A 13,544-nucleotide genomic window follows, 5' to 3' on the forward strand; every position below is an offset into this window, starting at 1 on the left:
CGGCGCGGTGCGCCCCTGTGAAACTTATGAAAGGATATGAAATAACGATTTTACATATGCAAGGTCCCATGGAACAAGCCGAGAAACCCGCCCATTCGGAGTCGCCGCGATGTCCACCGTCCCCGCTTCCGCCTTTCCCGACCCCGAGATGGGGGAACCCTTCCTGCTGACCCCGGGGCCACTGACCACGGCGCTGTCGGTGAAGCAGGCGATGCTGCGCGACTGGGGCAGCTGGGACGGAGATTTCCGCGCCATGACCGCCGATATCCGGGGCCGGCTTCTGGCGCTGGCCGGGGATGACGGAAGCTACACCTGCGTGCCGATGCAGGGGTCGGGCTCCTTCGCGGTCGAGGCGATGCTGGGTACGCTGGTGCCGCGCGACGGCAAGGTGCTGGTGCTGGCCAATGGCGCCTATGGGCTGCGCGCCGCCGAGACCTGCCGGACCATCGGGCGCGCCCATGTGCTGATCGACAAGGGCGACTACCTGCCGCCGCGTGGCGCCGAGGTGACGGCGGCGCTGCGGGCCGATCCGGCGATCACCCATGTGGTCGCCATTCATTGCGAGACCTCCTCGGGCATCCTCAACCCGCTGGCCGAGATTGCCGAGGCGGTGCGGGCCGAGGGCCGCGAACTCCTGGTCGATTCGATGTCGGCCTTCGGGGCGCTGCCCTGCGAAGGCCCGGAGCTGGGCTATACCGCCATGGTCTCTTCGGCCAACAAATGCATCGAGGGCGTGCCGGGCTTCGGCTTCGTCATCGTCCGCAAGGAGGCGCTGGCGGCGGCCAAGGGGAACTGCCATTCGCTGGCCTTGGACCTCGAGGCGCAGGGTCGCTACATGGAGGCGACCGGCCAGTTCCGTTACACTCCGCCGACCCATGCGGTGGCGGCCTTCCAGGAGGCGCTGCGGCTGCATGCCGAGGAGGGCGGCATCGCCGGGCGCGGTGCCCGCTATGCCGCGAACCGCGACAAGCTGGTCGCCGGAATGCGGGCCCTGGGCTTCGAAAGCCTGCTGAGCGACCGCTGGCTGTCGCCGATCATTGTCACCTTCTTCTGCCCCGCCGATCCGCGCTTTGCCTTCCAGGCCTTCTACGACGGCATGAAGTCGCGCGGCTTCATCATCTATCCCGGCAAGCTGACGGTGGTGGAGTCGTTCCGGATCGGCTGCATCGGGCGGATGGATGCCGCGGTCATGGACCGCGTCACCCTGGCCGCCGCCGAGACCCTGGCCGAGATGGGCGTCACCAATGCCGCGCCGCCCGAGGCCGCGATGGCCGAACGCGCCCGGCTGGCCGCCTGATCCGCCCCCGTCACCTGCCGCCGGGCCCCGGGCCCGGCCTTTGCCCCGAAGTCAGACCCAAGGACCGCACATGACCCATCCCGACGCCGTCACCGCCAATGGCCGCAGCTATCCCTGGCCGCGTGTCCCCGCCATTGCGATCTGTCTCGACGGCTGCGAACCGGCCTATCTCGACGTGGCCATCGACAAGGGCCTGATGCCGACCCTGAAGCGGCTGCGCGAGACCGGGACCGAGCGGCGGGCGCATTCGGTGATCCCGTCCTTCACCAATCCCAACAACCTGTCGATCGCCACCGGCCGCCCGCCCGCGGTGCACGGCATCTGCGGCAACTACCTGTTCGAGCCCGAAACCGGCGCCGAGGTGATGATGAACGATGTCCGCTTCCTGCGGGCGCCGACCGTGTTCAGCGCCTTCCATGACGCCGGCGCGCGGGTGGCGGTGGTCACCGCCAAGGACAAGCTGCGGGCCCTGCTGGGCGCCGGGCTGACGTTTGACCAGGACCGGGCGATCTGCTTCTCGGCGGAACGGTCGGACCAGACCACCAAGGCCGAGAACGGGATCGACCGGGCCAATGACTGGCTCGGCTGGCCGGTGCCCGAGGTCTATTCGGCGGAACTGTCGGAAATGGTCTTTGCCGCCGGGGTGAAGCTGCTGGCCGAGTGGAAGCCGGACGTCATGTATCTGACCACGACCGACTATGTGCAGCACAAATATGCCCCCGAGCAGCCCGAGGCGCAGGCCTTCTATGCGATGTTCGACCGCTACCTGACCCAGCTCGACGCGGCGGGGGCGGCGATCGTGGTGACGGCGGATCACGGGATGAAGCCCAAGCATCTGGCCGATGGCTCTCCCGCCGTGGTCTATGTCCAGGACCTGCTGGACGACTGGCTGGGCGAGGCGGCGGCGCGGGTGATCCTGCCGATCACCGACCCCTATGTGGTCCATCACGGGGCGCTCGGCAGCTTTGCCACCGCCTACCTGCCCGCCGGGGCCGATACCGCCGCGATCATCGCCCGGCTGCGGGCGGTGCCCGGCATCACCCATGTGCTGACCCGCGACGAGGCCGTGGAACGGTTCGAGCTTCCGGCCGACCGGATCGGCGACATCGTTCTGGTCTCGGGCGAGACGATGACGATCGGCACCTCGGCGCATCGTCACGATCTGGCGGCGCTGAACGAGCCGCTGCGCAGCCATGGCGGGCTGACCGAACAGGAAGTGCCCTTCATCGTCAACCGCAGGATCGAGCTGCCTTCGGCCCCCGATCTGCGCAATTTCGACGCCTTCTTCTATGCCACCACGGCGGCAGCCCGATGAGCGCGCCGATCCCGATGCGGCACGAGGCGATGCGGATCGCCGGGCGCAGGGTCGACAGCCCCGAGCGGGTGCCGGTGCACTATCCCTATACCGGCGAGCAGATCGGTTCGGTTCCGGCGGGCACCGCCGAACATGCCCGCGAGGCCTTCGCCATCGCCGCCGCCTACCGGCCCCGGCTGACCCGTTACGAGCGCCAGCAGATCCTGCTGAACGCGGCCCGGATCATCGCCGAGCGCAAGGCCGAACTGGCGCCGATCATCGTTGCGGAACTGGGCATCTCGCATGCCGACGCGCTCTATGAATGCGGCCGGGCCTATGACGTCTACACGCTGACCGGGCAGCTCTGCATTCAGGACGACGCCGAGACCTTCTCCTGCGACCTGACCCCGCATGGCAAGGCGCGGAAGATCTACACGATGCGCGAGCCGCTGCGGGCGATCTCGGCGATCACGCCGTTCAATCACCCGCTCAACATGATCTCGCACAAGATCGCCCCGGCGATCGCCACCAACAACTGCATCGTCTGCAAGCCGACCGAACTGACCCCGCTGACCGCGATCTGGCTGGCCGATGCGCTCTACGAGGCCGGGCTGCCGCCGGAAATGCTCTCGGTCGTGACCGGCTGGCCGGGCGATATCGGCGAGGAGATGATCACCAATCCGGACTACGAGCTGATCACCTTCACCGGCGGGGTGCCGGTGGGCAAGATGATCGCCGCCAAGGCGGTCTACAAGCGGCAGGTGCTGGAACTGGGCGGGAACGATCCGCTGATCGTCTGCTCCGACCTTTCCGATGCCGATCTGGCCCGGGCCGCCGATCTGGCGGTGGCCGGGGCGACCAAGAACTCGGGCCAGCGCTGCACGGCGGTGAAGCGGATCCTGGTGCAGGAGAGCGTGGCGGAGCGTTTCGTGCCGCTGGTGCTGGAGCGGGCCAGGGCGCTGCGCTTCGGCGACCCGATGGACCCGGCGACCGAGCTGGGCTGCGTGGTTCACGAACGCGCCGCCGAGACCTTCGAGGCGCGGGTGGGGGCGGCCGAGGCGATGGGCGCCAGGGTGCTCTATCATCCGGCGCGGCAGGGCGCGCTGCTGCCGCCGATCGTGGTGGATCATGTCCCGCACGAAAGCGAGCTGGTGATGCAGGAGACCTTCGGCCCGATCATTCCCATCGTCCGGGTACCGGATGACGACGCGGCGACGCAGGCGGTGTCCAATGCCACCGCCTTCGGCCTGTCGGCGGGGGTCTGCACCAACGACTGGCGCCGGATGCGCGCCTATATCGAGGGGCTGGTGGTCGGCACGGTGAACATCTGGGAAGTGCCCGGCTACCGGATCGAGATGTCGCCCTTCGGCGGGATCAAGGATTCGGGCAACGGCTACAAGGAAGGCGCCATCGAGGCGATGAAATCCTATACCAACGTCAAGACCTACTCGCTGCCCTGGGGGTAGGTCGGAGAGATCGGCCCGCCGCCCTTCGCGCAAGACCTCGGAACATGGGCGTCATGGAATACCCGGGCGGCGACGGACCGCGCCCCGGCAGCACAAAGGACCCCCGCGCCATGCAGCACACCGAAGGCGACGCCAACACCTCTCCGGCCCGGGTCCGCTGGGCCGAAGGGCTGGACGATCCGGCCACCGCCCGGCTGCTGGAACGCGACAGCCGCGCCTTCCTGCACCAGTCGCTCTCGACGCCCTGCCTTTCCACCATCGCCAAGGCCGAGGGGATCTGGATCGAGGACACTGCCGGGCGGCGCTTCATGGATTTCCACGGCAACTCCGTGCATCACATCGGCTACGGCCACCCGCGCCTTGTCGCCGCGCTGAAGGCACAGCTGGACGGGCTCACCTTCTCGCCGCGCCGCTTCACCAACGAGGTCTCGGTCGAACTGGCCGAGCAGCTGGGCGGGCTGGCGCCCGGCGGGCTGAGCAAGGTGCTGTTCACCACCGGCGGCTCGGATGCCAACGAGGTGGCGCTGAAACTCGCCCGCGCCGCGACCGGCCGGTTCAAGACGCTGAGCTTCTGGGATGCTTTCCACGGCGCCGGTTTCGGCGCCTCCAGCGTCGGCGGCGAGGCGACATTCCGCTCGGGTATCGCCGGGCCGCTGCTGCCGGGTGCCGAACATGTCGCGCCGTTCCACTGCTATCACTGCCCCTATGGCCATCCCGGCCCGGACAGCTGCGCCCTCGCCTGCGCGAAGATGCTCGATTACGTCCTGGGCCGCGAAGGCGATATCGCCGCCGTCATCGCCGAGCCGATGCGCGCCACCCCGGTGGTGCCGCCACCGGGCTTCTGGGCCGAGGTCCGGGCCGCCTGCGACCGGCACGGCACGCTGCTGATCTTCGACGAAATCCCGACCGGTCTCGGCAAGACCGGCAGGATGTTCGCCTTCCAGCATGACGAGGTGCAGCCCGACATCATCACGCTCGGCAAGGCACTGGGCGGAGGTATCCTGCCCGTTGCGGCGGTGCTGGCCCGGGCCGAGCTGGATGTCGCCGGCGACTTCGCCATCGGTCACTACACGCATGAGAAGAACCCGGTCACCGCCCGCGCCGCGCTGACCACGCTGGACATCATTCGGGACGAGGGCCTGGCCGAGCGCGCCGACAGGCTGGGCCGGGCGGCGATGGAGCGGCTGCGCGGCCTGCTTTCGATCCCGCATGTCGGCGACGTCCGGGGCAGGGGGCTGATGTTCGGGGTCGAGATCGTGGCCGACCGCGACAGCCGGACCCCGGACCCCGACCGTGCCGAACGGGTATTCTACCGCTGCCTCGATCAGGGCCTGAGCTTCAAGATCAGCGCCGGCAACGTGCTGACCCTCTCGCCTCCGCTGACCATCCCCGAGCCGGATCTGGACCGGGCGCTGGCCATCGTCGAGGCGGCGGTCCGGGCCGAGAGCCGAGCCGGGCCGGGCGACCTATAAGTCTGGATGTCCGGATCATCAGACAAATAGATTTCCCTTATCGGTCCTCTCGCCTACACTCGGGCGATGGAAGGGCCTGCAATCGCCCTCTCTTGTCATGTGCCTGTAACAAAGACCGTCACATAAGACGGCGCTGCGGGACCGACAGAGGTGAAGGGGCGCAGGCGAATTGCGATGAAGAACGACTACAACAGGGGACAATCATGACACCGATCAAAACGCTGATCCCGGCGGCCATTCTGGCCATCCTGGGGGCCGAGGCCGCGCTGGCCGAGACCGAACTGACGGTCTACACCGCCGTCGAAGCCGAGGACCTGGAGCGCTACGCTGCCACGTTCAACGAGGATCACCCGGACATCAAGATCAACTGGGTCCGCGATTCGACCGGCGTCGTGACCGCCAAGCTGCTGGCCGAAAAGAACAATCCGCAGGCCGACGTGGTCTGGGGCCTGGCCGCGACCTCGCTGCTGGTGCTCAAGACGGAAGGCATGCTCGAACCCTATGCCCCGGCGGGTCTCGACAAGCTCTCGCCGCAGTTCCGCGACAGCGACACGCCGCCCTCCTGGGTCGGCATGGACGCCTGGGTGGCGGCGCTGTGCTACAACACCGTGGAAGGCGAGAAGCTGGGCGTTCCGGCGCCGACCTCCTGGGCCGACCTGATCAAGCCGGAATACAAGGGCCATGTGGTGATGCCGAATCCGGCCTCGTCCGGCACCGGCTTCCTCGATGTCTCGTCCTGGCTGCAGCTGATGGGCGAAGAGGGCGGCTGGGCCTATATGGACGCGCTGCACGAGAACATCGCCGCCTATACCCACTCGGGTTCCAAGCCCTGCCGGATGGCGGGTGCCGGGGAAGCGGTCGTCGGCGTGTCCTTCGCCTTCCGCGGCGCCAAGACCAAGATCGAAGGCGCGCCGATCGAGATCATCATTCCTTCGGAAGGCATCGGCTGGGACATGGAAGCGACGGCAATCGTCGCCGGAACCGCCAATGAAGAGGCCGCGAAGACCCTTGTCGATTGGTCGATCAGCCCGAAGGCGATGGAGATGTACAACGTCGGTTACGCGGTCGTCGCGATCCCCGGCATGGCCAAGCCGGTGGAGCACTTCCCCGACAACATCCCCGAGATGATGATCGACAACAACTTCGAATATGCGGCCAACAACCGCGAGAAGATCCTGTCGGAATGGACCGCGCGCTACGACGGCAAGTCCGAACCCAAGTAAGCGGGTGCCGCCCGGCCCGTGTCTCGGCTATGATGCAGGGGCACGGGTCGGGCGTTGCCTTGCCTACCCTTTCTCCAGCTTGCCGGAGTTCCGATGAGTGTGACGACCACCGATGCAGCGGCTGATCCGGCCGAGCCTGCAAAGACGCCGCCCGAAGCCTATCTGACGATCCGGGGGCTGTGGAAAAGCTTCGGCGACTTCATTGCCTTGCGGGACATCTCTCTGAGTGTCGCGCAGGGCGAGTTCATTTGTTTCCTGGGCCCTTCGGGCTGTGGCAAGACCACGCTGCTGCGGGCCATCGCGGGGCTGGACCCGCAATCGCGCGGCACCATCATCCAGGGCGGGCGCGATGTTTCGGTGCTGCCGGCTTCGGCCCGCGACTATGGCATCGTGTTCCAGTCCTATGCGCTGTTTCCCAACCTGACGGTCGAACGCAACGTGGCCTTCGGGCTGGAAAACACCGGCGTGCCGCGGGCCAAGGTCACGGCGCGGGTGGCCGAACTGCTGGAACTGGTCGGCCTGCCGGAACAGGCGCAGAAATACCCCGCCCAGCTTTCGGGCGGGCAACAGCAGCGGATCGCGCTGGCCCGGGCCATCGCCATCGGTCCGGGGTTGCTGTTGCTGGACGAGCCGCTGTCGGCACTGGACGCCAAGGTGCGGGTCCATCTGCGGCACGAGATCAAGGAATTGCAGCGCAAGCTGGGGGTGACGACGATCATGGTCACCCATGACCAGGAAGAGGCGCTGTCGATGGCCGACCGGATCGTGGTGATGAACCATGGCGGGATCGAGCAGATCGGCACCCCGACGGAAATCTACCGGCATCCGGCCACGCTCTTCGTGGCGGATTTCATCGGCGAGACCAATCGTGTCTCGGCCACGCTCCGGGGCGGCAAGGTTGCGCTTGGCAAGGCCGAGCTGCGGGCCGAGACCGACCTGCCCGAGGGCACCGGCGTGACCGTCGCGGTGCGGCCCGAGGACATCCTGCCCCATGCCGGCGGCCATGAGGCGGCGGGCGAGAACCGGCTGGCGGTGACCATCGCGGACATGGAGTTTCTCGGTTCCTACTGGCGGGTGCATCTGAGCGGCGAGGCGCTGGAAGGCGTGCCGCTGGTGGCGAATTTCTCGATGAACGCGGTGCGGCGGTTGCGGCTGTCGGTCGGGCGCGCGATCACCGTGGAACTGCCCGCGGACCGGGTGCTGCTGTTTCCGGAGTCGCGGAAATGAGCGTGACCGGGGCCGAGACGCTTCCGCCGGGCCGCGAGCCGAGGATCCGGCTGGACCGTGACGGGATCGTCAAGCGGCTCTTCATGGGGATCATCGCGCTCTACCTGCTGGTGGCGCTGGCGCTGCCGCTCTACGCGATGCTGTCGAAGAGCTTCGTCACCTATCGCTTCGACCTGACCGCCTATGAATTCCAGGTGTCCGACGAGGACCGGGTCTTCGGCGAACCGGTCAGCGCCGCCGATCTGAACGAGGAATTGCAGGTCTTCACCGATCAGCAACTGCATTCCTCCTCGGACGGCAGGCTGACGGCGGTGGACCTGTTCCCCGAGTTCAACTTCCGCAGCAAGGTGCTCTACCGGATGCGGGGCACCAAGGAGCACGCGCCGTGGCTGGTCGGGCTCGACCCGCAGGACACGACCGAGTGGCAGGAATACGATTCCAACACCTTCCGCCGGATCAACCTGCGGCCGGTGGCGTCGGTCGGGGTGCAGAACTACCGGGCCTATTTCTCGAACCCCTCGCTGGTCTCCTCGATCGAGAATTCGCTGTTCATCGCGACGATCTCGACCGTCATCACGGTGTTGGCGGCCTTCGGCTTTGCCTATGCGCTGAGCCGGACCTGCATGCGGTTCAAGTCCACCTTCCGGCTGATCGCGATGATGCCGATCCTGGTGCCGTCGCTGCTGCCGGGGATCGCGCTGATCTACCTGTTCGGCAATCAGGGCATGCTGAAGAACCTGCTGTTCGGGCATAGCATCTACGGCCCGCTGGGGATCGTCATCGGCTCGGTCTTCTTCACCTTTCCGCATGCGATGATCATCATCACCACGGCGTTGTCGATCTCGGACCAGCGGCAATACGAGGCGGCCGAAAGCCTGCGCGCCTCGGCCTGGCGGACCTTCTGGACCGTGACGGTGCCAAGCGCACGCTACGGGCTGATCTCGGCCGCCTTCGTGGTCTTCACCCTGGTGATCACCGATTTCGGCCTGCCCAAGGTGATCGGAGGCCAGTACAACGTCCTGGCAATCGACATCTACAAGCAGGTGATCGGCCAGCAGAATTTCGAGATGGGCGCGGTGGTCTCGGTGGTGCTGCTGGTGCCTGCGGTGCTGGCCTTCATCGTCGATCGGCAGGTGCAGAAGAAGCAGGTCTCGCTGCTCTCGGCCCGTTCGGTCCCGTTCCAGCCCCGTCCGAACCCCAGGAAAGACCGGCTGGCGCTGCTCTGGTGCCTGATCGTGGCGGTGTTCATCGCCGGGATCATCGCGGTCTGCCAGTTCGCGGCGCTGATCAAGTTCTGGCCCTATGACCTGAGCCTGTCGTTAAAGAACTATGCCTTCGACCGGATGGACGGCGGCGGCTGGGCGGCCTATCGAAACTCGATCCGGCTGGCACTGCTGACCGCCGGGATCGGCACCACGATCATCTTCATCGGCGCCTACATGGTCGAGAAGATCGACGGGTTCAGAACCGGGCGGGCGCTGTTCCAGTTCCTCGCCATGCTGCCGATGGCGGTGCCGGGCATGGTGCTGGGTCTGGCCTATATCTTCTTCTTCAACGATCCGGCCAATCCGCTGAATCCGATCTACGGCACGATGACCATCCTGGTCGTTTCGACCGTCACCCATTTCTACACCGTCGGCCACCTGACCGCGCTGACCGCGCTGAAACAGATCGACGCCGAGTTCGAGCCGGTCGCGGCCTCGCTCGGGCAGCCGTTCTGGCGGCTGTTCGCGCGGGTCACGGTGCCGGTCTGCCTGCCGGCCGTGCTGGACATCTCGATCTACATGTTCGTCAACGCGATGACGACGGTCTCGGCGGTGGTGTTCCTCTATTCGACCCATACCGCGCTGGCCTCGGTCGCGGTGCTGAACATGGACGATGCCGGCTTCATCGCCTCGGCGGCGGCAATGGGGATGATGATCTTCTACACCAACGCGGCGGCACGGGCGCTGCATGCGCTGGCCTCGCGGCGGGTGCTGCGCCGGACCCAGGCCTGGCGGGCCCGCTAGGCGGGCCTCCGATCTGGACAAGAGCCCGGCAAACGCCGACACTTCCCCGACAACTTGTCAGGGATATTTCAGCACTATGTCCGAGCAAAAGCCTGGAAACAGCCCGCCGATCGTCTCGTCCCGGCACCTGGCCGAGGGGGCGGGATGGGAATCATCGGAATTCGAATACGGGCTGATCATCGCCTACAACGGCTTTTCGCGCTGGATGACCCGTTGCATGGCCGCCGCCGGCCAGCCCGAGATGAGCGCGTTGGAAATCCTGGTGCTGCACAATGTCAATTCTCGCGACCGCGACAAGCGGCTGACCGACATCGCCTTTCTGCTGAATGTCGAGGACAGCCACACGGTGAACTACGCGCTGCGGAAACTGCTGAAGCTGGGGCTGCTGGAAAGCGAGAAACGCGGCAAGGAAGTGTTCTATCGCGCCTCGGCCCAGGGCCGGGCGCTGTGCGAGGCCTATCGGCAGGTGCGCCAGCAATGCCTGCTGGACGGGCTGGGGCGCATGGACATCACCGGCGAGGACCTGCGCGAGATCGCCGCCAGCCTGCGGGCGTTGTCCGGGCTCTATGATCAGGCCAGCCGGGCAGCGGCCTCGCTGTAGGGGCGGAAGGGAAGGGTGCGTGACATCGCGCACCCTGCGCGCCTCCTGCGGGTGGCATGCCGGCACCCTCCACGCCGTGCCGCCGATCCGTGCCGGATCATCACCCGCCCATCGCGTTCGGCAAATAGGTGACGATCTGCGGGAACAGGGTGATCAGCCCGACCGCCAGCAGCAGCAGGAAGAAGAACGGCAGCGCGGCGCGGGCGATCCGCAGCATGTTCAGCCCGGTCAGGCCCTGGATCACGAACAGGTTGAAGCCGACCGGCGGGGTGATCTGGCTCATCTCGACGACCAGCACCAGATAGATGCCGAACCACAACGGGTCGATGCCGACCGCCGTCACCATCGGCATGATGATCGAGGTGGTCAGGACCACCACCGAAATCCCGTCGAGAAAGCAGCCCAGCACCACGAAGAACAGCGTCAGCGCCGCCAGCAGCGCATATTGCGACAGGCCCAGCCCGGCGATCCAGGCGGCCAGGTTGCGCGGCAGGCCGGTGAAGCCCATCGCCACCGACAGCACCGCCGCCCCGGCCAGGATGAAGGCGATCATCGCCGAGGTGCGGGTCGCCGCCAGCAACGCGTCGAGCGCCATCCGGCGCGAGAACTCTCCGGTCACCTTGGCCAGCAAGAGCGCGAAGACCACGCCCAGGGCGGCGGCGTCGGTGGGCGAGGCGATGCCGGTGTAGATCGAGCCGATCACCGCCAGGATCAACCCGGCCACCGGCATCAGTCGGCGCGAGGCGCGGAGCTTGGCGGCGAAGCTCATCCGCGGCCCGCTGTCGGCCGGGATCAGCCCCGGATCGGCCCAGGAACGCAGCGCGACAAAGGCCGAGAACAGGCTGACCAGAAGCAGGCCGGGCAGCACCCCGGCGATGAACAGCCGGGCGATGCTCTGCTCGGTCGCCACGCCATAGACGATCAGGATGATCGAGGGCGGGATCAGCAGGCCCAGCGTCGCCGACCCGGCCAGGGTGCCGATCACCAGCGATTCGGGGTAGCCGCGGCGGGTCAGCTCGGGCACCGACATCCGCCCGATGGTGGCGGCGGTGGCGGCGGACGAGCCCGAGACGGCGGCGAAGATGGCGCAGCCCAGGACATTGACATGCAAAAGCCGCCCCGGCGCGCGCGACAGCCAGGGGGCCAGGCCCTCGAACATGTCGTCGGCCAGCCGCGAGCGCAGCAGGATTTCTCCCATCAGGATGAACAGCGGCAGCGCGGTCAGCGCGTAGTTGTGGCCCGAGCCCCAGAGCGTCGTCGCCAGCACCAGCCCGACCGGGGCGTTGGAAAAGGCTGCCATCGCGACCAGGGCCGTCACCAGAAGCGCCAGCGCCACCCAGAGACCCAGGGCCAGAAGCCCGATCAGCAGCGCCAGCAGGACCAGCGCCATCAGCGGGCCCGAGATCATGCCTCGTCTCCGCCGCGCAGGATCGGACGCCGGGCGCGCAGCGCCTCGACCCAGGTATCGGCCAGCGCCAGGACTAGCACCGCCAGCCCCAGGACCATCAGCGACTGCGGCAGCCAGAGCGGGATCGCCAGGATGCCGCTGGAGGTGTCGCCGTAGCGCAGGCTCTCGCGCAGAAGGTTGACCGAATAGCCGCAGGCAAAGACCGCGACGGCCAGGCCCAGCGTCAGGGCCAGGACCTCGGCCGCCCAGTGCAGCACCTGCGGCAGGCGGCCCAGCAGCAGCGTCACCCGGATATGGCCGCCGGCCCTCAGCGTCGGGCCGAGCGCCAGGAACGACCCGGCGGCCAGCAGATATCCGGCGATGTCGGCATAGGACGGGATGGTCCAGCTCCACTCGGGTCCGAAGGCACGGGCCACGAGGTTCAGCGAGACCTGCAGCGTCACAAGGGCCACGATGAGGCAGATCGCCAGCGCCGCGAGTGCCTGAGAGACGGCATAGATGAAGTCCAGGGCCTTGCGCATTGCGGTCCCCCCGAAGGCAGGTCGGGCCGGGGATGCCCCGGCCCGTTTCCCTTACATGTTATAGGCGTCGAGCACCGCCAGCGCTTCGGGCGAGGCGCTGGCCTTCCAGTTCTCGAGCATCTTGGCGCCGATCTCCTGCAGCCCGGCCAGCAGTTCCGGCGAGGGATCGTAGACCACCATGCCGTTGTCCTTCAGCACCTGAACCTGGGCCTCGGTCTCGGCCTTCGACATCTCCCAGCCGCGGGCCTCGGCGGCAGCGGCCGCTTCCAGCAGCTTGGTCTGGGTCTCGGCGTCCAGCGCGTCGAAGACCCGCTTGTTGATGACGACGATGTTCTTCGGCACCCAGGCGTTGATCGGGGTGTAATGGCTGACGAAGTCCCAGGCCTTGGAATTGGCGCCGGTCGAGGGCGAGGTGATCATCGCCTCGATCTGGCCGGTGGTGAAGGCCTGCGGGATGTCGGGGGCCTCGACCTGCACCGGGGCGGCCCCGGCCAGCGCGGCGAATTCCTCCAGCGCCGCGTTGTAGGCGCGGAACCGCAGCCCGTTCAGATCGGCCACGCTCTTGATCTCTTTCTCGGTATAGAGCCCCTGCGCCGGCCAGGCGACGGCGAAGAGCGGCATCAGATCCTGCTTGGCGAGCAGTTCGGTGATCACCGGCTTCTGCGCTTGCCAGAGCTTCCAGGCCTCGTCGTAGGAGGTCGCCAGGAAGGGCTGGCTGTCGATCCCGAAGGCGGCATCCTCGTTGGACAGGGTCGACAGGAAGAACTCGCCCAGCGGCACCTGCCGCGAGCGGACCGCGTTCTTGATCTCGGCATGCGGGAACAGGCTTCCCGCCGAATGCACGGTGATCTCGATCCCGCCGCCGGTGGCGTCCTTCAGGTCTTCGGCGAACTTGACGATGTTCTGGGTGTGGAAGGTGCTGTCGCCATAGGGTGTGGGCATGTCCCAGGTCTCGGCCAGGACCGGGGTGGCGGCGACAAGCGCCGCGGCCAGAGTGTAAAAGCGCATTGCGGGACCCTCTCTGTT

11 protein-coding genes are annotated in these 13,544 nt (G+C 67.1%); 8 read left to right on the forward strand and 3 right to left on the reverse strand.

Features of this window, described 5'->3' with window-relative positions:
- Positions 1 to 109: 109 nt before the first annotated feature.
- The 8 genes from NUW50_RS18030 to NUW50_RS18065 all read left to right on the forward strand — a co-directional run bounded on the left by NUW50_RS18030 (position 110) and on the right by NUW50_RS18065 (position 10,589).
- On the forward strand, positions 110 to 1,297 hold the full coding sequence (locus tag NUW50_RS18030; protein WP_258290554.1) for a 2-aminoethylphosphonate--pyruvate transaminase: 1,188 nt from the start codon (positions 110 to 112) through the stop codon (positions 1,295 to 1,297).
- Positions 1,298 to 1,367: 70 nt separating this feature from the next.
- Positions 1,368 to 2,612: a phosphonoacetate hydrolase gene (gene phnA, locus NUW50_RS18035; RefSeq protein ID WP_258290555.1), complete on the forward strand. Its 1,245-nt coding sequence runs from the start codon at positions 1,368 to 1,370 to the stop codon at positions 2,610 to 2,612.
- Positions 2,609 to 4,057: a phosphonoacetaldehyde dehydrogenase gene (phnY, locus tag NUW50_RS18040; RefSeq protein WP_258290556.1), complete on the forward strand. Its 1,449-nt coding sequence runs from the start codon at positions 2,609 to 2,611 to the stop codon at positions 4,055 to 4,057. The genes phnA and phnY overlap by 4 nt, the downstream gene beginning before the upstream one ends.
- A gap of 110 nt (positions 4,058 to 4,167) precedes the next feature.
- Positions 4,168 to 5,529 carry a (R)-1-hydroxy-2-aminoethylphosphonate ammonia-lyase gene (gene pbfA, locus NUW50_RS18045; RefSeq protein ID WP_258290557.1) on the forward strand — a complete coding sequence of 454 codons (1,362 nt, stop codon included), beginning with the start codon at positions 4,168 to 4,170 and terminating at the stop codon, positions 5,527 to 5,529.
- Between the two features lie 203 nt (positions 5,530 to 5,732).
- The gene (locus NUW50_RS18050) at positions 5,733 to 6,752 is read left to right on the forward strand and encodes a putative 2-aminoethylphosphonate ABC transporter substrate-binding protein (protein WP_258290558.1); all 1,020 of its coding nucleotides are present in this window, start codon (positions 5,733 to 5,735) and stop codon (positions 6,750 to 6,752) included.
- 93 nt (positions 6,753 to 6,845) lie between these two features.
- Entirely contained in the window at positions 6,846 to 7,979 is a 1,134-nt protein-coding gene (locus tag NUW50_RS18055) for a putative 2-aminoethylphosphonate ABC transporter ATP-binding protein (RefSeq protein ID WP_258290559.1), read from the forward strand.
- Entirely contained in the window at positions 7,976 to 9,988 is a 2,013-nt protein-coding gene (locus NUW50_RS18060; RefSeq protein ID WP_258290560.1) for a putative 2-aminoethylphosphonate ABC transporter permease subunit, read from the forward strand. The genes NUW50_RS18055 and NUW50_RS18060 overlap by 4 nt, the downstream gene beginning before the upstream one ends.
- A gap of 76 nt (positions 9,989 to 10,064) precedes the next feature.
- Positions 10,065 to 10,589 (forward strand): winged helix DNA-binding protein, encoded by a 525-nt coding sequence (locus tag NUW50_RS18065; protein ID WP_258290561.1) that lies wholly within the window; start codon positions 10,065 to 10,067, stop codon positions 10,587 to 10,589.
- A gap of 100 nt (positions 10,590 to 10,689) precedes the next feature.
- Here the strand turns inward: NUW50_RS18065 and NUW50_RS18070 are convergent, their stop codons facing one another.
- Genes NUW50_RS18070 through NUW50_RS18080 form a run of 3 tightly spaced genes read right to left on the reverse strand, consistent with a single transcriptional unit; the run spans position 10,690 to position 13,526 of the window.
- The gene (locus tag NUW50_RS18070) at positions 10,690 to 11,997 is read right to left on the reverse strand and encodes a TRAP transporter large permease (protein ID WP_275982208.1); all 1,308 of its coding nucleotides are present in this window, start codon (positions 11,995 to 11,997) and stop codon (positions 10,690 to 10,692) included.
- A complete protein-coding gene (locus tag NUW50_RS18075; protein WP_258290562.1) occupies positions 11,994 to 12,518 on the reverse strand; it encodes a TRAP transporter small permease in 525 nt (174 codons plus the stop codon). The genes NUW50_RS18070 and NUW50_RS18075 overlap by 4 nt, the downstream gene beginning before the upstream one ends.
- A 51-nt stretch (positions 12,519 to 12,569) precedes the next feature.
- Positions 12,570 to 13,526, reverse strand: a complete 957-nt coding sequence (locus NUW50_RS18080) for a TRAP transporter substrate-binding protein (RefSeq protein WP_258290563.1) — start codon at positions 13,524 to 13,526, stop codon at positions 12,570 to 12,572.
- Between the last annotated feature and the right edge of the window lie 18 nt (positions 13,527 to 13,544).

Source organism: Frigidibacter sp. ROC022, assembly GCF_024723735.1.
Classification (GTDB): Bacteria; Pseudomonadota; Alphaproteobacteria; order Rhodobacterales; family Rhodobacteraceae; genus SLM-1.